At 70.4% G+C, this 24,155-nt stretch carries 28 protein-coding genes; 11 read left to right on the top strand and 17 right to left on the bottom strand.

What is annotated here, in order from left to right; translation table 11 throughout:
- Nucleotides 1–20: 20 nt before the first annotated feature.
- A complete protein-coding gene (locus ACFVM3_RS09125) occupies nucleotides 21–380 on the bottom strand; it encodes a thioredoxin family protein (protein WP_378437051.1) in 360 nt (119 codons plus the stop codon).
- Nucleotides 381–470: 90 nt separating this feature from the next.
- On the opposite strand from ACFVM3_RS09125, the gene ACFVM3_RS09120 reads away from it, so the two are divergent.
- Nucleotides 471–713 (top strand): DUF2630 family protein, encoded by a 243-nt coding sequence (locus ACFVM3_RS09120; RefSeq protein WP_378437050.1) that lies wholly within the window; start codon nucleotides 471–473, stop codon nucleotides 711–713.
- 97 nt (nucleotides 714–810) lie between these two features.
- Here the strand turns inward: ACFVM3_RS09120 and ACFVM3_RS09115 are convergent, their stop codons facing one another.
- From ACFVM3_RS09115 to ACFVM3_RS09070, 10 genes are all read right to left on the bottom strand, one after another.
- Nucleotides 811–2,367, bottom strand: coding sequence for an alpha/beta hydrolase (locus ACFVM3_RS09115; protein ID WP_378437048.1), 1,557 nt, complete (start codon nucleotides 2,365–2,367; stop codon nucleotides 811–813).
- A 71-nt stretch (nucleotides 2,368–2,438) separates the two neighbouring features.
- The gene (locus ACFVM3_RS09110) at nucleotides 2,439–3,518 is read right to left on the bottom strand and encodes an ATP-dependent DNA ligase (RefSeq protein WP_378437046.1); all 1,080 of its coding nucleotides are present in this window, start codon (nucleotides 3,516–3,518) and stop codon (nucleotides 2,439–2,441) included.
- A gap of 28 nt (nucleotides 3,519–3,546) precedes the next feature.
- Nucleotides 3,547–4,134 (bottom strand): alkaline shock response membrane anchor protein AmaP, encoded by a 588-nt coding sequence (amaP, locus tag ACFVM3_RS09105; protein ID WP_378437045.1) that lies wholly within the window; start codon nucleotides 4,132–4,134, stop codon nucleotides 3,547–3,549.
- Nucleotides 4,131–4,667: a DUF6286 domain-containing protein gene (locus tag ACFVM3_RS09100; RefSeq protein WP_378437041.1), complete on the bottom strand. Its 537-nt coding sequence runs from the start codon at nucleotides 4,665–4,667 to the stop codon at nucleotides 4,131–4,133. Before ACFVM3_RS09100 ends, amaP begins: the two co-directional genes overlap by 4 nt.
- Before the next feature lie 14 nt (nucleotides 4,668–4,681).
- On the bottom strand, nucleotides 4,682–5,038 hold the full coding sequence (locus tag ACFVM3_RS09095; protein ID WP_378437040.1) for an Asp23/Gls24 family envelope stress response protein: 357 nt from the start codon (nucleotides 5,036–5,038) through the stop codon (nucleotides 4,682–4,684).
- Entirely contained in the window at nucleotides 5,035–5,211 is a 177-nt protein-coding gene (locus tag ACFVM3_RS09090) for a hypothetical protein (protein ID WP_005157087.1), read from the bottom strand. The genes ACFVM3_RS09095 and ACFVM3_RS09090 overlap by 4 nt, the downstream gene beginning before the upstream one ends.
- On the bottom strand, nucleotides 5,211–5,660 hold the full coding sequence (locus tag ACFVM3_RS09085; protein ID WP_378437039.1) for an Asp23/Gls24 family envelope stress response protein: 450 nt from the start codon (nucleotides 5,658–5,660) through the stop codon (nucleotides 5,211–5,213). Before ACFVM3_RS09085 ends, ACFVM3_RS09090 begins: the two co-directional genes overlap by 1 nt.
- A gap of 254 nt (nucleotides 5,661–5,914) precedes the next feature.
- Nucleotides 5,915–6,340 carry a hypothetical protein gene (locus tag ACFVM3_RS09080; RefSeq protein WP_378437038.1) on the bottom strand — a complete coding sequence of 142 codons (426 nt, stop codon included), beginning with the start codon at nucleotides 6,338–6,340 and terminating at the stop codon, nucleotides 5,915–5,917.
- On the bottom strand, nucleotides 6,340–6,897 hold the full coding sequence (locus ACFVM3_RS09075; protein ID WP_378437037.1) for an RNA polymerase sigma factor: 558 nt from the start codon (nucleotides 6,895–6,897) through the stop codon (nucleotides 6,340–6,342). Before ACFVM3_RS09075 ends, ACFVM3_RS09080 begins: the two co-directional genes overlap by 1 nt.
- Entirely contained in the window at nucleotides 6,894–7,640 is a 747-nt protein-coding gene (locus ACFVM3_RS09070) for a pyrimidine reductase family protein (RefSeq protein WP_378437036.1), read from the bottom strand. Before ACFVM3_RS09070 ends, ACFVM3_RS09075 begins: the two co-directional genes overlap by 4 nt.
- Before the next feature lie 98 nt (nucleotides 7,641–7,738).
- On the opposite strand from ACFVM3_RS09070, the gene zapE reads away from it, so the two are divergent.
- Nucleotides 7,739–8,773: a cell division protein ZapE gene (gene zapE / locus ACFVM3_RS09065; protein WP_378437035.1), complete on the top strand. Its 1,035-nt coding sequence runs from the start codon at nucleotides 7,739–7,741 to the stop codon at nucleotides 8,771–8,773.
- On the opposite strand, the gene ACFVM3_RS09060 is transcribed toward zapE, so the two are convergent.
- The gene (locus ACFVM3_RS09060; RefSeq protein ID WP_378437034.1) at nucleotides 8,727–9,335 is read right to left on the bottom strand and encodes a phosphatase PAP2 family protein; all 609 of its coding nucleotides are present in this window, start codon (nucleotides 9,333–9,335) and stop codon (nucleotides 8,727–8,729) included. The two genes, zapE and ACFVM3_RS09060, sit on opposite strands and share 47 nt — an antisense overlap.
- 69 nt (nucleotides 9,336–9,404) lie before the next feature.
- On the opposite strand from ACFVM3_RS09060, the gene ACFVM3_RS09055 reads away from it, so the two are divergent.
- Nucleotides 9,405–10,280, top strand: coding sequence for an FAD-dependent oxidoreductase (locus ACFVM3_RS09055; protein ID WP_378437033.1), 876 nt, complete (start codon nucleotides 9,405–9,407; stop codon nucleotides 10,278–10,280).
- 162 nt (nucleotides 10,281–10,442) lie between these two features.
- Here ACFVM3_RS09055 and ACFVM3_RS09050 read toward each other — a convergent pair whose 3' ends face one another.
- Nucleotides 10,443–11,804, bottom strand: coding sequence for a DUF2252 domain-containing protein (locus ACFVM3_RS09050; RefSeq protein ID WP_378437031.1), 1,362 nt, complete (start codon nucleotides 11,802–11,804; stop codon nucleotides 10,443–10,445).
- 31 nt (nucleotides 11,805–11,835) lie between these two features.
- On the bottom strand, nucleotides 11,836–13,038 hold the full coding sequence (gene rocD / locus ACFVM3_RS09045; RefSeq protein ID WP_378437029.1) for an ornithine--oxo-acid transaminase: 1,203 nt from the start codon (nucleotides 13,036–13,038) through the stop codon (nucleotides 11,836–11,838).
- A 156-nt stretch (nucleotides 13,039–13,194) separates the two neighbouring features.
- Between rocD and ACFVM3_RS09040 the strand changes: the two genes are divergently transcribed.
- From ACFVM3_RS09040 to ACFVM3_RS09030, 3 genes are read left to right on the top strand one after another with little or no spacing between them, the layout of a single operon-like run.
- Nucleotides 13,195–14,049: a PPK2 family polyphosphate kinase gene (locus ACFVM3_RS09040; protein ID WP_378437027.1), complete on the top strand. Its 855-nt coding sequence runs from the start codon at nucleotides 13,195–13,197 to the stop codon at nucleotides 14,047–14,049.
- 20 nt (nucleotides 14,050–14,069) lie between these two features.
- Nucleotides 14,070–16,184 (top strand): prolyl oligopeptidase family serine peptidase, encoded by a 2,115-nt coding sequence (locus ACFVM3_RS09035; RefSeq protein ID WP_378437025.1) that lies wholly within the window; start codon nucleotides 14,070–14,072, stop codon nucleotides 16,182–16,184.
- A complete protein-coding gene (locus ACFVM3_RS09030) occupies nucleotides 16,181–17,134 on the top strand; it encodes an LLM class F420-dependent oxidoreductase (protein WP_378437024.1) in 954 nt (317 codons plus the stop codon). Before ACFVM3_RS09035 ends, ACFVM3_RS09030 begins: the two co-directional genes overlap by 4 nt.
- An 81-nt stretch (nucleotides 17,135–17,215) precedes the next feature.
- On the opposite strand, the gene ACFVM3_RS09025 is transcribed toward ACFVM3_RS09030, so the two are convergent.
- Nucleotides 17,216–18,292, bottom strand: coding sequence for an NAD(P)/FAD-dependent oxidoreductase (locus ACFVM3_RS09025; RefSeq protein ID WP_378437022.1), 1,077 nt, complete (start codon nucleotides 18,290–18,292; stop codon nucleotides 17,216–17,218).
- 86 nt (nucleotides 18,293–18,378) lie between these two features.
- Between ACFVM3_RS09025 and ACFVM3_RS09020 the strand changes: the two genes are divergently transcribed.
- Entirely contained in the window at nucleotides 18,379–18,804 is a 426-nt protein-coding gene (locus tag ACFVM3_RS09020; RefSeq protein WP_038515673.1) for a MarR family winged helix-turn-helix transcriptional regulator, read from the top strand.
- Nucleotide 18,805: 1 nt separating this feature from the next.
- Here ACFVM3_RS09020 and crcB (ACFVM3_RS09015) read toward each other — a convergent pair whose 3' ends face one another.
- Together crcB (ACFVM3_RS09015) and crcB (ACFVM3_RS09010) are read right to left on the bottom strand one after the other, a co-directional pair.
- Nucleotides 18,806–19,180, bottom strand: coding sequence for a fluoride efflux transporter CrcB (gene crcB / locus ACFVM3_RS09015; protein ID WP_378437020.1), 375 nt, complete (start codon nucleotides 19,178–19,180; stop codon nucleotides 18,806–18,808).
- Nucleotides 19,177–19,587, bottom strand: coding sequence for a fluoride efflux transporter CrcB (gene crcB / locus ACFVM3_RS09010; RefSeq protein WP_378437018.1), 411 nt, complete (start codon nucleotides 19,585–19,587; stop codon nucleotides 19,177–19,179). Before crcB (ACFVM3_RS09010) ends, crcB (ACFVM3_RS09015) begins: the two co-directional genes overlap by 4 nt.
- Nucleotides 19,588–19,759: 172 nt before the next feature.
- On the opposite strand from crcB (ACFVM3_RS09010), the gene ACFVM3_RS09005 reads away from it, so the two are divergent.
- The 4 genes from ACFVM3_RS09005 to ACFVM3_RS08990 all read left to right on the top strand — a co-directional run bounded on the left by ACFVM3_RS09005 (nucleotide 19,760) and on the right by ACFVM3_RS08990 (nucleotide 24,098).
- The gene (locus tag ACFVM3_RS09005) at nucleotides 19,760–19,891 is read left to right on the top strand and encodes a hypothetical protein (RefSeq protein ID WP_378437016.1); all 132 of its coding nucleotides are present in this window, start codon (nucleotides 19,760–19,762) and stop codon (nucleotides 19,889–19,891) included.
- Nucleotides 19,892–21,073: a cupin domain-containing protein gene (locus tag ACFVM3_RS09000; RefSeq protein ID WP_378437014.1), complete on the top strand. Its 1,182-nt coding sequence runs from the start codon at nucleotides 19,892–19,894 to the stop codon at nucleotides 21,071–21,073.
- An 85-nt stretch (nucleotides 21,074–21,158) separates the two neighbouring features.
- Nucleotides 21,159–22,121, top strand: a complete 963-nt coding sequence (locus ACFVM3_RS08995; RefSeq protein WP_378437012.1) for a sucrase ferredoxin — start codon at nucleotides 21,159–21,161, stop codon at nucleotides 22,119–22,121.
- Between the two features lie 69 nt (nucleotides 22,122–22,190).
- Nucleotides 22,191–24,098, top strand: a complete 1,908-nt coding sequence (locus ACFVM3_RS08990; protein WP_378437011.1) for an intein-containing Rv2578c family radical SAM protein — start codon at nucleotides 22,191–22,193, stop codon at nucleotides 24,096–24,098.
- The last annotated feature ends 57 nt before the right edge of the window (nucleotides 24,099–24,155 follow it).

Genomic DNA, 24,155 nt, shown 5'->3' with positions numbered 1-24,155 from the left:
GGGCCCCTTCTCCATGCTCGTCAGGCCTCCTTGGCCGCCTCTTCCTTGAGCTTGTCCATGTCGATGTCGCGCGCCTGCTGGATGAGGTCTTCCAGCGTCTTCTCCGGGAGCGCGCCCGGCTGCGCGTAGATGACCGTCTGGTCGCGGATCACCGCGAGGGTGGGGATGGAACGCACGTCGAAGGCCGCGGCCAGCTGCTGCTCGGCCTCGGTGTCGACGCTCGCGAAGACGATGTCGTCGTGGTTGCCCGACACCTTCTCGTAGGTCGGTGCGAACTGGCGGCACGGCATGCACCAGCCCGCCCAGAAGTCGATGATCACGAAGTCGTTCTCCGACACGACCTGATCGAAGTTGGCGGCGGTCAGCTCCACAGTGCTCATGCCCGGCGTAACGAATCGGGAGGGACGCGCATTCCCGCGAGTGCGCGTAGCGTCTCGGTTGGAGCAACCCACGTTTCGCAGGAGGCGCAGATGGCCGACGGGGACATCCTCAACCGGATCGACGAGCTGGTCAGCGAGGAGCACGAACTCCGTTCGCGGGCGATCGGCACCGGGCTGAGCTCGGACGACCGGTCCCGGCTCGCGAGTGTGGAACAGCAACTGGACCAGTGCTGGGACCTCCTGCGGCAGCGGCGGGCGCGCGTGGAGTTCGACGAGGATCCGGACCAGGCGACGACGCGGCCGATCTCCGAGGTGGAGTCCTACCGGCAGTAGCGGGCGGCTGAAGGACGCTTTCACCGCATGTCACGCGATGAAGGGCGCTTTCCTCGCATCGCATGCGGTGAAAGCGTCCTTCAGCCCACGTGAGTGATCAGGCCGGGCAGAGGGTCCCGTCGACCGGGATCTTCCCGTCGATCAGGAAGGCCCGCGTCGCGTCCGCGACACACGGCGAGAGGGTCAGCGCGCCGTGCCCGGCGCCCTGCCAGGTGATCGTCACCGCGCTGGGTATCTGGTCGGCCGCCCGGCCGGTGCCCTGCTCCGGCGTGACCGGGTCGGTCGCGGTCCCCGCGACGAGCATCGGCGGGACGCCCGGCACTCCCGCGGGCGGAAGCGGTTCGCGGCGCACGGGCCACGGGCTGCACCAGGCCAGCTGCTGCGCGGCGAAGACACCGAACTGCGGGTACTTGTCGCGCAGGGTCGTGGTCGCCCGTGTGAGTTCCTCGGCCGAGAGCCGGCTCGCGCTGTCGTTGCATTTGGTCGCGAGCGTGCCGTCCAGCCGCGACGGCCGCGCCTTGGTGTCCTTCAGCACCGGCTCCGCGAACGCGGCAAGCGGAGTGACGTCGCCGGTCTGCGCGGTCTTGAGCGCCTCGGCGAGTTCCACCCAGCGCGAGCGTTGCGCGAGCCCGGAGTAGATGGCGTACAGCGCGATCCCCGGGGTGATCTGCTCTCCGTCGGTGGTCGTCGCGGACGCCGACCGGAGCCGGTCCGCGACGGCGGTCACCGCCGAGCGGGCGTCGCCGAGCGGGCAGCCCCTCGCGATGCAGTCGGCGCCGAACGCGTCGAGGGTCGCCTGCGCGCCCGCGGCGATGCCTTCCTGCGTGGCGGCCGAGTCGGGGGCGGGGTCGGGCAGCCCGTCGAGCATGACCCGGCCGACCTGGGCCGGGAACCGCACGGCGTACTCGGTGAGGACCTTCGAACCGTCGCCGCGGCCCAGCGCGTGCAGTTTGTCCAGCCCCAGTTGCTCCCGGAGTTCTTCGAGGTCGCCCGCCGCCCGCCAGCTGTCCATCGCGAACCGTGAGTCGTCCAGTTCGATGGCGCACTGCTGCCCCGCCCGGCGTGCCGCGTCGACGACGCTTTCGAGGTCGGCGGCGGCCGGATCGGCGCCGAGCAGGTCGGTGCGGATCTCCGCCGGGATGCATTGCACCGGCATGGACGTCCCCGTCCCGCGCCGGTCCACGCCGATCAGCGAGAACTTCTGCAGGAACTCGGGCGGCAGCGTCGCGGCCAGCCGCGCGGCGTACAGCGACCCCGGCTCGCCGTCGACGTCGTTGACCACGACGAGCGGGATCGGCCCGCCCCCGGTCTTGACCACCGAAAGCCGAGAGAGCCCGCGACCGGGCAGATCCGGCGCGTCGAGCGTCGTGGGCACCCTGGCGCACGAGAACTTCAGCGTGTCCGGCACGGACGGCTGCCCCAGCCGCTGCCGGGTCGCTTCGTCGCAGTCCTCCCATTTGATCGACGGCGACCGCGGTTCGGCGAGCGGCGGCAGCGGGACCTGCTGGGCCGTCGTCTGGCCGCCGGGATTCGGTTTGCCGTCGTTGTCGATCACCGCCGGCCGTACGGACGGTCCGGCCGTGCAGCCCGCGAGCACGGCCGTCACCACGGCGGTCGTCAGGAACAGCCGTGGCGTGCGGCGGGCGGTGCTCACGGGCTGGTCCTCACTTCCAAGGCATGACAAAGCTCGGAACAGAGCTTCGCAGGTCGGATGTCAGGACACGGTTAGCGGGTGCGTTTCACCTCGCCGCGGAACACCGCGTCCAGGTCGTAGCGGGCGACCTCCTCGAGCTGGGCATAGGTGCAGGAGGACGGCTCACGGTCGGGGCGCCAGCGTTTGAACTGCGCGGTGTGCCGGAACCGCGACGGAAATCCGGCCTCGGTGTGCTCGTAGCCGACCTCGACCACCTTTTCCGGCTTCAGTGGCACCCACGGGGCCTCCTTGGACTTCCACCGGGTGATCCCGCCGGGAATCCGCTGGTTCTCGCGCACGTTGTCGCCCAGCCAGGGGTGATCGGTTCCGTCGGTGATCAGCGGTGCCAGCTCTTCGGCCAGCTCACGCCGACGGGTGACCGGGAACGAGCCGACGACGCCGGGGTGGTGGAGCACGCCGTCGTCGTCGTAGAGCCCGAGCAGGAACGAGCCGACCATCTCGCCCGGTTCGCCGTCGACGTGCCAGCGCAGCCCGGCGAGCACGCAGTCGGCGGTGCGCGAGTGCTTGTACTTCAGCAGCACCCGCTTGCCGGGCGTGTACGGCTCGTCGAGCGGTTTGCCGATGACACCGTCGAGCCCCGCGCCCTCGAACAGGGCGAACCAGTGCCGCGCGATCGCCGGATCCGAGGTGGCCGGGGTCAGGTGGATGCCGTCGGAGGCCAGTTTCTCCAGCCGGTCCCGCCGCTTCGACGTCGGTTCGTCCAGAAAGGACTCGTCGCCCAGCGCCAGCAGGTCGAACGCGACGAACTCCGCCGGGGTCTGCTCCGCCAGCAGCTTGATGCGGCTTTCGGCGGGGTGGACCCGGTCGGTGAGCGCGTCGAAGTCCAGCTTCCCGTCCTTGGCGACCACCAGTTCGCCGTCCAGCACGATCCGCTCGGGCAGCGCCGCCTTCAACCGCTCGACGACCTCGGGGAAGTACCGGTTGAGCGGCTTCTCCGACCGAGACTGCAGGGTCAGCTCGTCACCGTCGCGGAACACCAGGCACCGGTACCCGTCCCATTTCGGCTCGAACAGCAGGCCGCCGGAATCGGGGATCGCCTTCGCCGGTTTGGCGAGCATCGGTTTGACCGGCGAAGTCAGTGGAAGCGACATGACGGCCATTCTTGCCACAAGTGGCCGGTCAGCGCACCCGCTGCGGTGCTGCCGTGTCGAGTTCGATCCGGACGGCCGTCGGCAGGACGTCCACGCCGAGCGACTCCCGCGCGCGGGCCAGCACCGTGCTGTCGAGCTGCTCCCAGACCCGTTTCAGGTCGGTGCCCTCGACGAGCCAGAGCGTGATCCGCAGCGCCGGATTCTCCTTGTCGCCGACCGCGCGGACCCGGGCGCGCCCGACCCCGTCCACCGTCTCCGCGTCGGCGCGGACGGCTTCGGAGATGGCCGAGGCGGTCACCACGAGGTCGTCGTCGAGTTCGAGATCCGGGCGGCCTTCCGGGCGCAGCGACCGGAAGAACCACCACAGTCCCAGCCACAGCAGGAGAACGCCGAGCACGATCGCGCCGATCCGGGAGGCGAGCGCGTGCCGCGACAGCCAGTCGAGGGCGATCGGGTCCACGAGCGGCCGGACGGCGCGGTGCGTGCCGAGCCAGCCGGCGCCGACGACGACCACCGCCGCCCCGCCGAGCAGCGCGAGGAGTCCGATGAGGACGGTCAGGGTCCGTTCCGTGCCGGTGGACCGGCCGAGTGCCTTGGCGGAGACCGAACGGGTCATCGGCGGTCCTTCGGGGAGTCGACGACGACCGAGACCTTCGGCCGCCGCACCAACGGGACGTCGTCGAGCAGACCGGAGACCGTCTCCAGCAGCCGCGGCCGCAGCTCGCCTTCGGTTTCCAGCCTGCTCGTCGCGCGGACACGGATCTTCTTGGCGGTGGCCGTGACCTTCGCGCCCGCGACGTTGTCCTGCGCGCGCACGGTCACCCCGACCAGCCTCGCCAGGGAACGCGGCGACGTGGTCACGCTGACCTCGTTCGCCGGATCGGTCAGCCGGATGGCGCGCCGCCCGGCCGAGGCCGCCGCCAGAATCAGCAACAGCCCCACGACCGCGACGGCGATCGCGAGATACCGGACCATGGGGGCGTTCCAGGACTGCTCCGCAAGGGTGTCGCGCCAGTCGTCCCACGGGAAGAACAGCGGGCCCCGCCCCGGCCGCCACCAGCCCCAGCCGACCTCCAGCGCCAGCAGGACCCCGGCGGCGGCCAGCGCCAGCCCGATGAGGGCCGACAGCAGGCGGACGAACAAACGCATACTGGTTGCTCCTTCTAGCGGACGCGGGGCGCGATGTCGGGCAGGAGCGCGGAGACCGTCACCGAGATGTCCCGCACCTGGTACGACGTGATCCGCTCGACTTCCTCGGTGACCCTGGCGCGCAGGTCGCCGACGATCCGCCGCACCGGCGCCGGATAGTTCAGCGCCACGTCGAGCACGAGGTCGACGTCGTTGCCCTCGCCGCCGACCTTCGCGCTCGCGCCGTGCGTCCCGAGCCCGAGTCCGGCGATCCGCCGCTCCGCGCGCGTGGTCCCGTCGACCTGGTCCGCGGCGTGCTGCGCGATCTTGCGGACCACGGACGGCGAGATGGTGAGGGTGCCGCGATCGGCGGGGTCGGGCGGGACGGTCATTTGTCGCGGCCCCGGCCGAACAGGTCGCCGAGGTCGAGTTCGCCGTCGAGCACGCGGCCGAGGACGAGGCCGATGACGCCGACGGCCAGCGTCACCAGGAAAGCGGTGAAGCCCTGGGTCGCGGCGAGGCCGAGGATGAGGCCGGCGAGCAGGCCGGTCTGGGTCCCGTTCATCACTCGACCCGCGAGGACTCGGTCTCGCCGCCGTTCTCGTCGGGCAGGTGGATGTCGTTGACCGCGATGTTGACCTCGATCACCTCGAGGCCGGTGATCTGCTCGACCTGGCCGATCACGTTGCGGCGCACCGCGCGCGCGACGTCGACGATGCGGGCGCCGTACTCGACGACCACGTCGAGGTCGATCGCGGCCTGCTTCTCGCCGACCTCGACCGAGACCCCGGACGTGGTGACCGTGCCGGAACCGGGGATGCGCTCGCGGATGGCGCCGAAGGCCCGCGAGACCCCGCCGCCCAGCGCGTGGATCCCGGTCACCTCGCGGGTGGCGAGTCCCGCCACCTTCTGCACCACCACCGACGAGATCGTGGTCTTGCCGGCGGCTCCTTCCTCGTTGAGGGACGCCCCTGTCACGGGGGCGTCGGGCTTGCTCGCGCTCGGCTGCGCCATGAAGTTCGCTCCTTCTCGGCCGGTGCCGCGCGACCTGCGCGCGCGGCGGTCCCTACGCTCTCACCGACCAGGACACGCGCGCATGCCGAGCCGTCACGCGATGTCCCCCGGATGGGGTAATCAGTTCCGGGATCACTCCGGAGGCCGGGCAAGGTCGCGTCCCGGCGCGGCTGACGTCGCGAAAGCCACTTTCGAGACATCTGACGTCCCGAAAGTGGCTTTCGCGACACGACACCTTGCCGCCTTGCTTCCGATCAGTCCGGATGCACATCGACGACGTGGACGTTGATCGTCGGCGGGGCGGACCCGAGCTGGCCGGTCAGCGCCGCGATGACCTGATGGCGCAACAGGTCCGCGACGGCCGCTTCGACGCCGAACCGGATCGTCACCAGCACCTGGAGCACGTCCTCCTCGAGCGCGACGGCGGCGACGTGCACTCCGCCGAGCTCCCGGCCGATCTCGGCGGCGACGTTCCTGGTCATCAGCACCAGCGCCCGTTCCGACACCTGGGTCTTGCCGCCCGACGACGGCAGGTCGAGCGGGGCGGTGGTGTGCCTGCCGCGGACGCCGCCGACCGAGCGGAGCACCCGCTCGACCAGTCCCGGCGGCGTCGGCACCGGACGGCTCGCGGCGGCGCGCACCTGCTGCCACCGGGGGTCGTCGCGCGGATCCTCGCTCATCACCGTTCCCCGGGTCGGAAGTTGTCGCCGAGTTTCGCCAGCAGCGCCACCCTCGCGCGGTGCAGGCGGGCACGCAGAGCGGGCACGCTGACTTCGAGCACCTCGGCCACCTCGTCGTAGGTCAACCCTTCGAATTCTCGCAGAATCAGCGGGATCCGCTGGCCGACGTCCAGTTCGGCGATCGCGCGCAGCACCCTGCCGACCTGCTCGGCGCTCTCCACGTGACCCTCCGGACCAGGCACGATACCCGCGTCGCCCTCGTCGAGGGGCACGGTCGGTTTCCGGCGCCGGACCACGCCGAGCGCGCCGTTCGTCGTCACCCGGTAGAGCCAGGTCGACACCGCCGCTTCGAACCGGAAGGCGGGCAGCGCGCGCCACGCGGAGAGCCAGGCCTCCTGGACGACGTCCTCGGCCTCGGACGAGCTGCCGGTGATCCGCAGGGCGACCCGGTACATCCGGGCCGTATGCCGCCGGACCAGGGTGTCGAAGGCACCGTGGTCCCCGGCGGCGGCCCTGGCCACCAGTTCCTCGTCCGGAACCGGGGCCGCCTCGCTCACCCGCCCTCCCGGCGGCGGTAGCGCAGCATGGTGAAGCCGTCTTCGACGAGCACGGACGCGAGCTCCATCCGACGCGGTTCCGGGGCGGGGCGGCCTCGGACGATCCGGCTTTCGCCCGCTCCCGCCAGCAGCGGGGCGACGGTGAGGCACAGCTGGTCGACGAGGTCGGCGGCGATCAGGTCGGCGAAGAGCGCCGGCCCGCCTTCGCAGTCGACCCGGCGCAGCCCGCGTTCGCCCAGCAGCGCGAGCGCCCGGTGGAGGTCGACGTCGTCGGTCCCCGCGACGACCACTTCGGCGCCCGCGCGCTCCAACTCGGCGCGCGGCGCCTTTCCGGTGGTGATGACGATCGGCGGGACCTTGGTGTCGGTGAACAACGGGCCCTCGGGATCGAGTTCACCGGTTCGGGTCACCACCGCGATCGGCGGGACCTCGGAAAGGCCGAGCGCGGCCCGGCGGGCGGCGCGTTCGGGAGAGACGCGCGCGCCGCGGTAGCCCTCGGCGCGCGCCGTGCCCGCGCCGACCAGGATCACGTCGGCGAGCAGCCGTCCCATCAGGAAGATCCGCTTGTCGGCGGGGTGGGAAAGCCCCTCGGACAGCTCGTCGACCGCCGCCGCGCCGTCGGCGGAGCTGACGAAGTTGACCTGGACCCAGGGACGGTTCACGTTTTCGGGGTACCCGTAGAGCCGTTCGAGGTCGGCGTCGGAGACGGGCTCCGCCGGTGTCGTTGGCCACAAAAGCTGCACACCGACATCCCAGCACGCGCCCGACGGCACCGCTGAGCGGGGGATACGCCCGGTCAGGGAGGGTGAACCCGCCACGCCGGTGCCGTTACGCTCGGCGAATGCCCGCCCGCCTGATCGATCGCCGTCCGGAGCTGTCCGCCGACGAGCTGATCACCGCGCTCGTCCCGCCGCCGAGGTTCGACGCGGTCCGGTTCTCCACGTACGTGCCCAACCCGGACGAGCCGAGCCAGGCCGAGGCCGTCGTCACCTGTGGCGCGTTCGCGAAGCGCGTGGCGGAAGCGTCGAGCCGGAAGCCGAAGTCGAAGCTGCGCGCGTTCTTCGGCGGCGGAGACGAGACGCCGTCCGGGCCGATGGGGCTCTATCTCGACGGCGGTTTCGGTGTCGGCAAGACCCACCTGCTCGCCTCGACCTGGCACGAGACGCCGTCGCCCAAGGCGTACGGGACCTTCGTGGAGCTGACCCACCTCGTCGGCGCGCTGGGTTTCGCCGAGGCGGTGCGGCGGCTGTCCGAGCACCGGTTCCTGGCGATCGACGAGTTCGAGCTCGACGACCCCGGTGACACCATGCTCGTCACGCGGCTGCTGCAGGAACTGATCTCGGCGGGGGTGTTCGTGGCGGCGACGTCCAACACGCTGCCGGACAAACTCGGCGAGGGCCGGTTCGCCGCCGCGGACTTCCTGCGGGAGATCCAGTCGCTGTCCGCCCGGTTCGGCGTCTGCCGCGTCGACGGCCCGGACTACCGCCACCGCGGCCTGCCGGACGCGCCGCCGCCCGCGAGCCCCGAGGAGCTGGAGGCGTCCGCCGCCACGCATCCCGAGTCCACTGTGGACGATTTCGACGCGTTGTGCGAACACCTGGCAGGCCTGCATCCTTCGCGCTACGGCAGGCTTCTCGACGGCGTGACGCGGGTGCACCTGCGCGACATCCACCCGGTGCCCGACCAGAACGTCGGACTGCGGCTGGTCGCCTTCGCCGACCGGCTCTACGACCGCGCGATCCCCCTGGTGGTCTCGGGCGATCCGGTGCCGGAGCTGTTCACCGAGGAGATGGTGAACGGCGGCTACCGCAAGAAGTACCTGCGCGCCGTCAGCCGTCTGACGGCACTGGCGCGCGACGCCGTGCAGCCCAGCTGAGGAGCATCCACGTCGCGCACACGGTCGCGACGGCGAACAGCGCGCCGCCCACGACGTCGGTCAGGTAGTGGTAGCCGAGGCCGAGCATGCCGATCGTGACCCCGCAGAGCACCACGGCGCCCACCGTCGCGATGACCGCCGTAGCGACGCCGGGGCGGGCGAGCAGGACGAGCACGGTCAGCACCGCGACCATCGCGACGGTGTGCCCGCTGGGGTAGGCGAGGTAGGTGTACTTCCAGCGGTCGAAGAGCGGTTTGAGCACCCAAGTGTTCGCGAGGATCGCGATGAGCGGGCCGGCGATGGCCAGCACCGCTTCGAGCCTGCGGCGTCCGATCAGGCAGAGGACGGCGGCGAGGACCGCGACCGGGATCAGGACGTAGGCCTCGGTCGGCAGCACCAGGAGCCGCAGGAGAGCGGTGTCGGGGCCGAAGGTCCGCTCCACCCATCGGACGGCCACCTCGTCGGGAACGGAAGCGCCCTCGCCGGGGAGCAGCGAGCCGAGGACGACCATGATCACGGCGCAGGTCATCGCGACCGGCCCGTACGGCCCTCTTCCGCTCATCCGGCGAGATTACGTGACGGGTGATCAGTCACCATGCAGGGACGGCTCGCGAGGACGAAGGGGCTTTCGATGCGGATCAGTGTGGTCGGTGGCGGCGTGATCGGGCTCAGCTGCGCGCACCGGCTGGCCGGGGCCGGGCACGACGTCACGGTGCTCACCGACGCCGGGCCGGGGGAGACGACCTCGGCGGTCGCCGGTGGCGTGCTCTTCCCGCCGCTGGCGGCGAACTCCGACCGGGTCGACCGCTGGACCGCGACGAGCGTCGAGGAATACCGCGTCCTCGGCGCGCCAGGGGTCCGCATGGTCCGGGGGACGTACCTGGTCCCGCGCGAGGCGCCGCTGCCTTCGTGGGCCTTGTCGATGCCCGACCTCGACCACGAACCCGGACGGCTCACCTTCACGACCGCACTGGTCGACACCCCGGTGTACCTCGCCTGGCTCGCCGGTCAGGTCGCCTCGCTGGGTGTACACACCGAGTACCGCACCGTCTCGCGGCTGGACGACCTCGACGCGGACCTCGTCGTGAACGCCGCCGGGCTCGGTGGCGGGCGGCTCGCGGGGGACGGCACCGTGGTGCCGGTCGGCGGCCAGGTCGTCCATCTCGCCGACCCTGGGCTGACCGAATGGATCGTCGACGGCTCCACGCCGGTGCTGCGGCACGTGATCCCGCACGGACGGCACGTCGTCTGCGGAGGCACGCAGGAACCAGGGCGCGGCTCCCTCGAACCTGACCCCGGGGTGACCGCCGACATCGTGCGGCGGTGCCGGGAACTCGTGCCCGCGCTGGCCGACGCGCCCGTGCTGAGAGCGAAGGTCGGCCTGCGGCCGTTCCGGCCCGAGGTGCGGCTGGACCGGGACGGCCGGGTCGTGCACTGCTACGGGCACGGGGGTGCGGGGATCACGGTGGCGTGGGGCTGCGCGGACGACGTCCTGGCCCTGGTGTGAGCTTCCGCATCCAGAGGACTAAATGCGGCGGAGTCCGGTGCCGAGCCTGCGCTCGCACGGGCGGGTGTCCGAAGGTGCCCTTCGGGACGATCAACGTCTCAAAGGGCACCTTCAGGACATGCCGACGCACCGGCCCGCATTTAGAGGACTAAATGCGGAAGGTCAGAGGGCGGCAAAGGCGGCGAAGTCCGCTTCGGTCTGATCCGCGTACCGCACCGCGTAGGCCCCGATGGCCTCATCGAGGTCTTCGTCGTCCTCGAAGTAGCCCGCCAGCATCCGCGGGTGCAAGGACCGCGCGTGCGCCCGCGCCAGCAACGCGCCCGCCAGACGGCCGTAGTCGTCGAGGTGGTCCTTCTTCAGCTCCGCCGGGTCGATGTCGCCCTTGAGGTTCCGGAACTGCCGCACGATGTACGGCACGCCGTCGATGGTCGTCCAGCCGAGAAGGATGTCCGTCTCGGCCTGCACGAGCCGCGCGCCTTCGACGATCCGCCGTCCCTCGTGCGCCGGGGCGGGCAGGCCGAGGAACGGCGCGAGCGCCGACGGGACGGCCTGTTTCACTTGCAGGACAAGGTCTTCGCCGGAGTTCCCGTGCAGCAGCGCGACGTAGCTGCGCAACCCGACACTGCCGGTGCCGACCACCCGGAAGGCCACATCGGACACCCGGTACCGCGAGATCAGCGTCCGCCGCGACTCGCGCAGCGTGTCCACATAGGACACCAGTCCGCGCACGATGGCTTCGGCGGTCGCGTCGTCGACGTGCGTGAGCACCGGCGGATCTTCGACGAACCGATGCCGTTCCAGGCCGGTCTCGTGGTCGTCGATGCGCCTGGTCCACTTCGCGGTGACCTTGGCACTGGTGTTCTTCCGCGCTTTCTCGGCCGCTTCCTCGAAGTCGTCGATCAGGTCGTGCGCCTTGACCTTGCTCAGCACCGACGCGTCCGGCAGCGCGTTCCACGACCGGAGGAACGGCAGCTCCGCCAGCCCGCGGATGGTGCGCCGGTACGACTTCACCGCGTCTTCGGCCGCTTCCCGGCAGCCCGCCTCGCCGATGCCGCCTTCGCGCCCGGCGAGTACGAGACTCGCCGCGAGCCGTTTGAGGTCCCACTCCCACGGGCCGGGCACGGATTCGTCGAAGTCGTTGATGTCCATGACGATCTGGCCTTCGGGCGTGCCGTACAGCCCGAAGTTCGCGGCGTGCGCGTCCCCGCAAAGCTGCGCCGTCAGCCCGGACGACGGCGAACCCGCCAGGTCGGCGGCCATCAGCCCGGCGGCTCCGCGGTAGAAGGTGAACGGCGACGCGAGCATGCGCTCGCGCCGCAGTTCCACCAGTTCCGGCAGGCGGCCTTCGTTGGTGCGCGCGAAGAACTCCGCCACGCTCGGCCGTCCCTCGCCAGCCGCCGCGTGGTCGTGCGCGGACGAGGGCGCCTCGTCCCGCAATGCCTTACCCCTCGCGAACCAGTCCTCCGGCGACACCGACTCGGTGCCGACCAGCGGCCGCTCCACCCACTCCCGCTCGTCTCCCATGGACAGGCAACGTACAGCCCGCCCGAAAGGTTCACCGGGTCTTGACGACCTCCGTGATCGCGTCGATACCGCGGTCGAGTTCTTCGCGGCTGATCACCAGCGGCGGCGCGATCCGCAGCGTGTGGTCGTGCGTCTCCTTGCACAGGACGCCGCGTTCGGCCAGGGCGGTGGACGCCTCGCGGCCGGTCGGCCCGCCGGGCGCGATGTCGATCCCCGCCCAGAGCCCGCGGCCGCGGACCTCGGCCAGTCCGTTGCCGACCAGTTTGCCGAGCCGCGAGTGCAGGTGAGCGCCCAGTTCCCGCGAGCGCTCCTGGAATTCGCCGGTCTTCAGCAGCCCGACCACGGCCCGCCCGATCGCGCAGGCGACCGGGTTCCCGCCGAAGGTGGAGCCGTGTTCACCCGGCCGCAGCACGCCGAGCACGTCCTTGCCGCCGACCACGGCCGACACCGGCATGATCCCGCCGCCCAGCGCCTTGCCCAGGGTGTAGACGTCGGCGCGGACGCCTTCGTGGTCGAGCGCGAGCACGGTGCCGGTGCGGGCGAGACCGGACTGGATCTCGTCGGCGATCAGCAGCACGTTGTGCTCGTCGCACAGCCGACGGGCCTCGGCGAAGTAGCCGGCGGGCGGGACGATCACGCCCGCCTCACCCTGCACCGGCTCCAGCAGGATCGCGGCGGTGCGCTCGGTGATGGCGTCGCGCAGCGCCTCGGCGTCGCCGTACTTGACCGTGACGAAGCCCGGGGTGAACGGCCCGAAGTCGGCGCGCGCGGTCTCGTCGGTGGAGAAGGACACGATGGTCGTCGTGCGGCCGTGGAAGTTGGAGCCGGCGACGATGATCTCCGCGGTCCCGTCGGGGACGCCCTTGACCCGGTACGCCCACTTCCTGGCGATCTTCACCGCCGACTCGACGGCTTCCGCGCCGGAGTTCATCGGCAGGGTCATCTCGGTGCCGGTCAGCTCGGCGAGCTCCCGACAGAACAGCCCGAGCTGGTCGTGGTGGAACGCGCGCGAGGTCAGCGTCACCCGGCCGAACTGCTCGATCGCGGCGGCGATGAGCCCTGGGTGGCGGTGCCCGAAGTTCAGCGCGGAGTAGCCGGACAGGAAGTCGAGGTAGGTCTTGCCCTCGACGTCGGTGACCGAGGCTCCTTCGGCGGTGGCGATCACCACCGGGAGCGGGTGGTAGTTGTGCGTGCTCCACTGCTCGTCGAGCGCGATGAAGTCGGCGGTCGTCATGCGTTCAGGTTAGAGGTCCATCCGGCCGCTTTCATCCGGGAAACGTTGCTTTGACCCGTTGTTCATTGCGTATCGACTCCTTCGGGTGGCGAAATCGTGCATCGGGGTACTCGATCACCGGAGGCGCGGTGCGCGGAGCGCGGTTATCGTCGCCGGATGGCGAAAAAGGACACCGTCTCCGTCCGGGACGCGCTGAGGATCGGCAAGGGCGCCGAGCGGCACCATCCCGGCTCGTTCCCGATCGGGCCGACCAAGAAGCCCAAGGGACTCAAAGACCTCGCGGACGCCGGAGGCAGGCTCGCCGAGCTGCAGGAGGCGTTGTACGCGGAGGGCGTCGGCGGCGGGAACCGTAGTGTCCTGCTGGTCCTGCAGGGGATGGACACCTCCGGCAAGGGCGGCACCGTCGGCCACGTCCTCGGCCTGGTCAACCCGATGGGCGTGCGGTACGCCGGGTTCAAGGCACCGACCGCGACCGAGCGGCGCCACCACTACCTGTGGCGGATCCGCAAACAGCTCCCGTCGCCGGGGCAGATCGGTGTCTTCGACCGCTCCCATTACGAGGACATCCTGGTCCCGCGCGTCCAGAAGCTGGTGCCCGCCGCGGAATGGCGCAAACGCTACGCCGAGATCAACGCGTTCGAGAAGGAACTGACCGACGCCGGCACGACGATCGTGAAGGTCTTCCTCGACATCTCGCCGGAGGAGCAGCTGAAGCGCCTCAAAGCGAGGCTGGAGAACCCGGCGAAGTGGTGGAAGTACAACCCCGCGGACCTCGACGCGCGGGCACAGTGGAACGACTACCAGAAGGCCTACGCCGACATCTTCGCCAAGACCTCCACGGCGGCCGCGCCCTGGTACGCCGTCCCGGCCGACCGCAAGTGGTACCGCAACTGGCTGGTCGCACGGCTTCTGATCGAGACGATCGAGGGGATGGACCCGAAGTTCCCGCCCGCCGACTTCGATCCCGAGACGGAGATCGAGAAGCTGGAAGGCGTTGGCGTACCGGCTTGAGCGTCTGAGAGAGTGCGGAGGTGACCGACACCAGCCTCGAAGATCTCCCGTTCCTCCGCCGTCAGGCCCGTACCCAGCGCTTCACCCTCGGCGCGCCGAAAGAGTTCAAGGTCGCCCCGGACGGTTCCCGCATCCTGTTCCTGCGGTCCGAGTCCGGTACCGACCCCCGGCACAGCCTGTGGTCGTTCGACGTCGCGTCGGGCGAGGAGACGAAGCTGGTCGACGCCGCCGAGCTGCTGCCCGGTGAAGAGGACCTGCCGCCGGAGGAGCGTGCCCGCCGCGAGCGCAGCCGGGAGACCGGTGGCGGCGTGGTCGGCTACGCGGTCGACGACGCCTTCACCGTCGCCGCGTTCTCGCTCTCGGGCAAGCTCCACACCCTCGACCTGACCACCGGCGAGGTGTCGGTGCTGGTCGACGGTTCGGTCGTCGACCCGCGGCCCAGCCCGGACGGCACGCACGTCGCCTACGTCCGGGACCGGCGCCTGCGGGTGATCGACCGGGCGACCGGCGAGGACCGGCCGCTCGTAGACGAAGCGGGTGACGACATCGCCTGGGGCCTCGCGGAGTTCATCGCGGCCGAGGAGATGGGCCGCGTCCGCGGCTACTGGTGGTCGCCGGACGGGAAGAGCCTGCTGGCCGAGCGGTCCGACCGGGCGGCCGTGCCGCGCTGGACGATCGCCGATCCGGCGAACCCGCAGTCGGCGGCGAACGTCGTCGCGTATCCGGCGGCGGGCACCACGAACGCGGACGTGACGCTGGCGATCCTCGGCCTCGACGGTTCCCGCGTCGACGTCGAGAAGACCGATTGGGAGTACCTGGCCGCCGTGCACTGGTCGGCCGCGGGCAAACCGCTGCTGTCCGTGCAGTCGCGGGACCAGCGGAAGCTGGAGATCCAGGCGGTCGACCCGGCGACCGGTGCGGTCGAGGTGCTGCACACCGAGACCGACGAGCACTGGGTCGAGCTCACCGCGGGCGTCCCGGCGTGGACGACCGATGGCCGTCTGGTCCGCGAGAGCGCCGCGGACGGTGACCACCGGCTGGTCGTCGACGGGGTCGCGGTCACTCCGCCCGGACTGCAGGTGCGGTCGATCCTGCACGTCGGCGACGAGGTGCTGTTCAGCGCGTCGGACGTCGACCCGACGCAGATCCACGTCTTCCGCACCGAAGGCGGCGAGCTCCGTCGTCTGTCCACTGAGGACGGTGTACACGTCGGCTCCGGGACCGCCGCGCTGACCGTGCTCTCGTCGTGGACCCTGGAGCGCAGCGGCCCGGTGGTGACCGTCGTGTCCGGCGAAAAGACCGTGGCGCGCATCGGTTCCTTCACCGTCGACCCCGACGTCGTGCCGAACGTGACCTGGCTGACGCTGGGGGAGCGGGGCCTGCGCGCCGCGCTGGTGCTGCCGACCGGGTACGAGGAGAGCGAAGGCAAGCTCCCGGTGCTGCTCGACCCGTACGGCGGCCCGCACGCCCAGCGTGTCCTGCAGACCCGCAACGCCTTCCTGACCCCGCAGTGGCTCGCGGACCAGGGCTTCGCGGTACTGGTCGCCGACGGGCGCGGCACGCCCGGCCGGGGTGCGGCCTGGGAAAAGGAGATCGCGGGCAAACTCGCCGACGTCACCCTCGCCGACCAGGTCGACGCCCTGCACGCGGCGGCCGTGCTCCATCCGGAACTCGATCTGGAGCGGGTCGCGATCCGCGGCTGGTCGTACGGCGGTTATCTGTCGGCGCTGGCCGTGCTGCGCCGCCCGGACGTCTTCCACGCCGCTGTCGCGGGCGCCCCGGTGACCGACTGGTCGCTGTACGACACGCACTACACCGAGCGTTACCTCGGGCTTCCGCAAGAGGAAACGGCTTCGTACGAGCACAACTCGCTGATCGCCGGCGCCGGTGACCTCTCGCGGGCGCTGCTGATCGTGCACGGACTGGCCGACGACAACGTTTTCGTCGCTCACTCGTTGCGCCTGTCGTCGGCCGTGCTGGCCAAGGGACGCGCGCACGTGTTCCTGCCGCTGGCAGGCGCGACGCATATGACGCCGCAAGCCGAAGAGGTCGCGGAGAACCTGATGCGCACGCAGGTGGACTGGATCGTGCGTGAGCTGTCCGGTGACCCGGTCAAGAGCGAGGAGAACGCATGAAACGGTGGGGCATCACCATTCCGCTGACCGGAGTGCCGCTCGCGGCGCACGAGGAGATGGTGCGGGAGCTGCCGGATCTCGGCTACACCGACGCGTGGTCGGCCGAGACGGCGGGCCACGACGCCTTCACGCCGCTGGTGCTGGCCTCGCAGTGGGCGCCGCAGCTACGGCTGGGCACCGCGATCGTGCCCGTGTACACACGTGGGCCAGGGCTGCTGGCGATGAGCGCGGCGACCGTCGCGGAACTGGCGCCCGGCCGGTTCGTGCTCGGCATCGGCGCGTCGTCGCCGGTGATCGTGAAGAATTGGAACGCCGCCGAGTTCGACGCGCCGTTCGCGCGTTCGCGGGACACCCTGCGCTTCCTGCGGTCGGCGCTGGCGGGGGAGAAGGTCACCGAGGAGTACGAGTCGTTCTCCGTCAGCAAGTTCCGGCTGGAGCGGCCCGCCGATCCGCCGCCGTCGATCATGCTCGCCGCGCTGCGGCCGGGGATGCTTCGGCTGGCGGCGAAGGAGGCCGACGGCGCCATCACCAACTGGCTCGCCGCCTCCGACGTGCCGAAGGTGCGGGCCGAGATCGGTCCGGACACCGAACTGGCCGCGCGGATCTTCGTCTGTCCCACCGAGGACAAGGCCGCCGCCCGCGGGCTCGGCCGGATGCTCATCTCGAGCTACCTCACCGTGCCGGTCTATGCGGCGTTCCACGAATGGCTCGGCCGGGGCGACGCGCTCGCGCCGATGCACGAGGCGTGGGCCGCTGGCGACCGGCAGAAGGCGAACCAGGTCATCCCGGACGAGGTCGTCGACGACCTGATCGTCCACGGCAGCCTCGACTCCTGCCGCGAGCAGGTTCAGTCCTATGTGGACAACGGGCTGACGACGCCGATCATCGCGCTGCTGCCGACGGGGGAGGACCCGTTCGCGCACGTGCGGGGTCTCGCTCCTCGCTCTTGACCGGTTCATCGGGTGCTATGAAAGGTCCTTTCCTTGCAAAATTTGCAAGGAAAGGACCTTTCATAGCGCGCGTGCGAGGGCTCAGGCGACGTTGAAGAGCTCGTCGTAGCGCGAAGCCATCATGTGCGACCCCTTGATCTCCGACGTGGTCGCCGCGTCCAGGATCCCGACCTCCTCCGCGTAGGTCGCGCCCCCGGAAGGCCCGAGCGGCAACGAGATCATCGGCCCGCCCGGCGTATGGGTCCGCAGTTCACCGCCTTCGATCAGCGCCCGGATGTTGGCCACGACGACCTCGGCGTGGTCACCGGCCACCTTCGCCAGCTTCCCCTCCGGCAACGCGGTGATGTCGCCGAGCGCGAACACGCCGGGCTGTCTCGGCAGACGGAGTTCGGGAGTCACCTCCACCTGCCCGTTCGCCTGCCGCGCCGCCGCCAGTTCGCCGGAGAGGTACGCGGTGTGCGGCGCACCGCCGTAGCACTGGAACCACAGGTCGGCGGTCACTTCGCCGCCGCCGGTGAGTTCCGAGGTGAACGTCTTGGCCTGCCCGGGCTCCGAGACCGGCGGCTCGGTCAGTGAGGTGCCGAGCAGGAGTTCGACGCCCAGCCCGTCGAGCTGGCGGCGGATCTCCGCGCGGAAGTCCTCCGGGAAACCGGGCAGGATCTCCTTCGCCGGGTCGACGATCGTCACGGCCTTCTCCGGCCACACCGCCTTGATCTCGCCCGCCAGTTCGAGGCCCACCGGGCCCGCGCCGAGCAGCAGCACCTTCTCCGCGCCCGCGAGTTCCTCCCGGGTGGCACGGATCTTCGCCTTCGCCGAAGCGCTGTCGTGGAAATCGATCTTCGCCGGGAACGGGTAGGCCGAGCCGGTCGCCAGTACGACGTAGTCCGGCGTGAGCCGTTCACCCGAAGCGAGCGTGACGCCGTTCTGGTCCACGCTCACCGCGCGGTCGCGGAGCACCCGTCCCCGCTCGAGGAGCCGGGCGTACGGGTAGAAGAGCCGATCCGTCCACTCGGGATCGACGAGTCCCCGCAACGCGGCGACATGGTGGACGAAGTCCTCACGCGGCTCGACGAGCACGACGTCGGTGAACGAGTCCAGCTCTTTGGCGACGGTCGTGCCGCCGTATCCCCCGCCGATGACGGCCACGGTCGTGGTCATGAGATCCCCTAGTTCGCAATGCGGAATGTTGGTACTACGAACTACGGTAGTTCGTACTCCGAACGATCGTCAAGTAGACTTCGCTCATGACCACGGCCGAAGACCTCGGATTCGCGACGGCGCTGGTACGGCTCTCGCATCTGGTGCAGCGGGCATTCATCGACGTCGGCCGGTCCCACGACCTCACGCCGCAACAGGCCCAGCTGCTCTGCGTGCTGGCGCAGGGGGAGACGGGCGTCGGGATGACCGACCTCGGCAAGATGCTCAACCTGGAGAAGTCCAGCGTCACCGGTCTGGTGGACCGCGTGCAGCGGCGCGCGCTCGTCGAGCGGGTCGCGGATTCCGGCGATCGCCGCGCGCTGAAGATCACGCTGACCGAAGAGGGGCTCCGGCTCGCGAACGCCGCCCACGAAGGCGTCGTCGAAAAGCTGGAGGAGATGGCGGCGGACCTCCCGGCCGAACAGCGTGAGGCGATCGCGGCCGCGGCGTGGCGGATGGCGCCCGAAGACTGAGTCAGTGCCAGATGGCGGCGGCGAGCAGCAGTCCGGCCGCCGCGGCGCCGATTCCGGCTGCCATCGTGACGACGACGTTCAGCACCGCGCGCGCTCGCGTCTTCCCGGTGAACAGGAGCAGGGTTTCGTACCCGAACGTCGAAAACGTGGTGAGTCCGCCGCAGAACCCGACGGCCAGCAGAGAGCGGACGCCGTCCGGCTGGCCGCCGTGCAGTGCCCAGCCGGTCAGCGCGCCGAGGATCAACGAGCCGGTGATGTTGACCGCCAGCGTGCCCCACGGGAAGGCGATGCCCCGCCACGCGCGCAGCCGGAGATCGGTCAGAAAACGGACGATCGCCCCGAAACCGCCGCCGAGTGCGATGAAGAGAAGGGTCATTTCTTCACCGCGCGGGTGATCTCGTGCCCGGCGTAGACGGCTACCAGCGCCGCGGCCACCGTTCCGAACGCGTAGGCCAACCCGGTGAACGGGCGGCCTGCCGTCACAAGATCGAGTGTGTCCGTCGCATAGGTCGAAAACGTGGTGTAACCGCCCAGGATTCCGACCCCGAGGAACGGCCGGAGCAACCTGTGCGGATCGGCCGCGGCGGTCAGCGACGCCATCAGGACGCCGATGAGCAGACAGCCGGAAACGTTGGTGGCAAAGGTGGAGAACGCGAACTGACCCCGGGGATGGGGGATCGCGACCGACAGTCCGTAGCGGGCGAGGCTGCCCAGCGCGCCGCCCGTGCCGATGGCAGCGAGGACGTCCCATCGCGGGCGGGGAACGGATGCCGCATCAGCCATGAATGCCAGCTTAGAACCGCTGTCCGGGTGAACCGGCGCCGCGGTGCCGAAGATCGCTCACTAGGCCGTTTTTCCCTGCTGGACAGTGAATTTTCCCGAAACGTGTCGTAGGCTGGGCGGCGCTCCAGACCGATTTTCGGTCCGTCCGCTCGTCTGAGAAAAAGGTGGCAGGATGGCACAGGAACAGTCAGGTACGCAGGCTCCCGACAGCGGTTTGCTGCTGGAGGTCGAGATCATCCCGACCGCGGTCGATCGCGGGAAGGCCAACGGCGCGGCCGCCGACAACGACGGCAACGACGGCTGAGTGCCCGAAACGCCGACGCTGGCTGACCTCGTCGCTCCGCTCGGGGTCAGCCAGTTCTTCCAAGACGTCCAGGGCGAGACCTACCGCCGTTTCGAAGGCCGCGCGGGCCGGTTCGCCGACCTGTTGCCGTGGCCCGCGCTGAACGCGATCCTCCGGCAGCACCGCCTGGAGTTCCCGCGCCTGCGCCTCGCGCTCGATGGCACCCCGGTGCCCATGGAGAGCTACACCGATCTCGTCCCCACCCGCCGCAGTGGCACCGTCCCCCGTCTGCGGGCCGCTCCGTTCACCGAGCACCTTCGCGGCGGCGCGACGATGGTGCTCGACGCCATCCAGGAACTCAGCGACCCGATCGGCGATCTCGCCAGGAGCCTCGAACACGACCTCCGCGAGAGCGTCCAGGTGAACCTGTACGCGGGCTGGGGCGTGACCCATGGCTTCGACGTGCACTGGGACGATCACGACGCGTTCATCATCCAGGTCGCCGGCCGCAAACGCTGGCGGATGCACGGCCCGACCAGGCCCGCTCCGCTGCATCGCGACGTCGAACAGCCCGAGCGGCCCGGTGAGCCGATCGACGACTTCATCCTCGAAGACGGCGACGTCCTCTATGTCCCGCGTGGGCATTGGCACGACGTCACCGCGGTGGGGGAGATGTCGCTGCATCTCACGCTCGGATTCAGCCCGGCCACCGGGATCGACCTGGTGACCTGGCTCGCCGACAAGCTCCGGGCGAGCACCGTGTTCCGCCAGGACCTCCCCAGGTTCGGGACGGACGAGGAGCGGGCGGCCCGTGCCGCCGCGCTGCGGGCGGAACTGGAAGCCACGCTGACCGGCGAAGTCGTCGACCGGTTCCTCGCCGAACGCGACTCGGCGGCCCCGGCACATCCGCGGGTCGGGCTGCCCTGGGCGGCGACCCCCGGACTGCTGCCGGACGGCGACGAGACCGAGGTCCGGTTCCTCGTCCCGAGGGCGGTGCTCGAAGAAGGCGACGGCAGGGTGACCCTGCTCGCGGACGGTAAACGGTTCGTCTTCGCGGGCGCCGCGGCTCCGCTGCTGAAGGCGCTGCTCGACGGAACGCCGCAGGCGGTCAAGCGACTCGCCGAGCTGTCCGAACTCGATCGAGCGACGGTCCGGGCGTTCCTCGGCGAGCTCACCACGCAGGGGCTGCTCTCGATCGGCTGAAAGTCACAGCGGGCGAGAAGTGTGAAGGGAGGCCAGGCGGGGTAAGCTAAGGCATGCCTAAGGTGAAGTCCGGAGTGGTCGGCCGATGACCGCTCAGCTCTCGGACACCCCGTCGCCGGACAGCCCAGCGCCGTCCGCCGCGTTGCCGGGCTGCGCCACCGTCGCGCGCATGCTGGGCGCGAGCCCCGCCGGAACCGCCGCGGACATGCGCTGCTGGCTGCTCGTCGAGCAGCCGGGCCCGTGGCCCGCGGACGCGCTGGAAACCGTCCTCGACGAGGCCTTTCCCGCCGAGCGCCGTGAGCTGCTCGAAAACCTGAGACGGTCCCACGGGCTCCGTCCGCTGCTGATCCGTCGTCCTGGCAAACATCGCCGCGACCCGGACCGCCCCCGTTCGGTGTACGTCGGCGGAGGCGAGCCGGGCAACCGCTGGCTGGAGCGCCTGGAGATCCGTGACCTGAGCGAACTGGCCGAGCTGGACCTCGACGCGGTCGCGGAAGGCAGGGGCGGGCTCGGCACGCGAGTGGCCGGGCCGCTGTTCCTGGTCTGCACGCACGGCACCAAGGACATGTGCTGCGCGGTGCTCGGCCGCCCGCTGGCTTCGACGCTCAACACCAATCACCCCGGCCGGGCCTGGGAGGTCAGTCACGTCGGCGGTGACCGCTGGGCGGGCAATCTCCTGGTGGTCCCGGATGGTTTCCTGCACGGTCAGCTCAACCCGGCCGAAGCGGCGCTGGTCGCCAAGTCCGCGCTGCGCGGCCAGGTGGAGCCGGAGCAGCTTCGTGGCCGGACGTCCGCCCGGACGGCGTGGGCGCAGTTCGCGGAGATCGCGCTCCGGCGGCAGCTGGACCTGCCTGGTCTCGACGACGTGCTCGCCGTCCAGGAGGAGCCGCTGCTCGAATCGGACGCGCGGGTCGTCACCGTGCGCGGTGGACAGGACTTCTACGCGGTGACGGTGCGCCGCCGGTCGGCGACGCCGCGCGGGGACAGCCGGTGCGCGGGACTGATCCAGCCCGCCGGGTACGTGACCGAGGACATCACGAAGCTCTAACGCTGCGAAGATCACCCGTGTTCGAACATACGTTTGACACCTGTCTAGAACATGTGTTCGACTGGCCGGGTGCGATGGGATCGACAGCGGGCGGACGGCGGCGAGCCGGTCCTGCCCGGATTGGACGGGCTGCCGCGTTCGGTGCGCACGCCCGAGTTCGACGGCGTCACCTTTCACGAGGTGCACGCCAAGTCCGTGCTGAACAAGGTGCCCGACGGATCGGGTGTCCCGTTCGGATGGACGGTGAATCCGTATCGCGGTTGCTCTCACGCGTGCACGTACTGCCTCGAAGGCGCGACGCCGGTCCTGATGGCCGATGGCCGGACGAGGGCGCTGGCGGAGCTCGCCCCCGGCGACGCGATCTACGGGACGCGGGGTCGTGGCGCGGGCCGCCGCCTGGTGCCGACGAAGGTGCTCGCGCACTGGTCGACGCTGAAGCCGGCGTATCGCCTGACCCTCGACGACGGAACGTCCATCGTGGCCAGTGGTGACCACCGGTTCCTGACCGGGCGCGGGTGGAAACACGTCACCGGCACCCGGTTCGGCGCCGCGCAACGGCCGCATCTCGTCGGCGGCACCGAACTCGTCGGCGTCGGGAAACTCGCCCGCACCCCGGACGACACCCTCGGCTATCGCGCCGGATACCTGTGCGGGATGTTGCGCTCCGGCGGGTTCTCGACCGAGAAGGACGCCGCGGACCGCGCGCTCCGGTACCTGCCCGATTTCGGCGCGTCGGTCGGCTTCGTGCAGGTTCCGCCGTCACCGGATTCCCATTGGCGGCGCGGATTCCTCGCCGGGTTGTTCGATCTCGCCGGCGGCTACCGGCACGGTGCGCTGCGTGTCACCCACGACGAGCAGGACATCGTCTCGACCTTCTGCTCCGCGCTGGACAACTTCGGCTTCCGCTACGTGAGAACGGAAAACGCCAAGTTCCGTCCACTGTGGACTGTTCAGCTCCTCGGCGGGCCCTCGGAGGAGGTGCGGTTCTTCCACCTGGCCGATCCCGCCGTCCGCTGGAAACGGTCGCTCGACGGCCTCGCGATCGGCCGGACCAGGCGGAAGGTGACGGCCATCGAACCGCTGGGCATCGAGCTGCCGTTGTTCGACATCACCACCGGCACCGGCGACTTCATCGCCGACGGCATGGTCACGCACAACTGTTTCGCCCGGAACACCCACACGTACCTGGATTTCGACGCCGGGCGGGACTTCGACACGCAGGTGATCGTGAAGGTCAACGCGCCCGAAGTGCTGGCCGCGCAACTGCGGCGGCCGAGCTGGACCCGCGAGCACGTCGCGATGGGCACGAACACCGATCCCTACCAGCGCGCCGAAGGCCGGTACAAGCTGATGCCGCGCATCATCACCGCGCTGGCCGATTCGGGCACGCCCTTGTCGATCCTCACCAAGGGGACCGTGCTGGCCAGGGATCTGCCGCTGCTGGAGTCCGTGTCGAAGGACGTGCCGGCGGGCCTGGCGATCTCGCTCGCGCTGCTCGACGAAGGCCTCCAGCACCGCCTCGAACCGGGAACGCCGAGCCCGCGGGCGAGGCTCGACCTGATCCGCAAGGCGCGGGACGCGGGACTGCCGTGTTCGGTGCTGGTCGCGCCGGTGCTGCCGTACCTGACCGACTCGGTGGAGGCGCTCGACGCCTTGTTCTCGAAGCTGGCCGAGGCCGGTGCCACGCGGGTCACCGTCCTCCCGTTGCATCTGCGGCCGGGCGCGCGGGAATGGTTCGCGCGCTGGCTCGGCCGGGAACATCCGGAGCTCGTGCCGAAATACCGCGAGCTGTACTCGCGCGGCGCCTATCTTCCGAAGTCCTATCGGGAACGGCTGGGTGCCCGCGTCGGCCCGTTGCTGCGCCGTCACGGCTTCGATTCCCGTGCGGACGACGGGGAACGAATGCAGGTGACGATGCCCGTGCAGCGTACGGCGGAGGAGGTGATCCCGGCCCCGGAACAACTGAAACTGCTGTGACGCGGTCCTGCGTCATGCGGGCTCTCGCGGTCCGCCGAGGCGTCCTCACCTGCGCCG

Source organism: Amycolatopsis sp. NPDC057786 (assembly GCF_042797905.1).
In the GTDB taxonomy this organism is placed as follows: domain Bacteria; phylum Actinomycetota; class Actinomycetes; order Mycobacteriales; family Pseudonocardiaceae; genus Amycolatopsis.
This window is presented reverse-complemented; position numbering and strand designations above follow the sequence as displayed.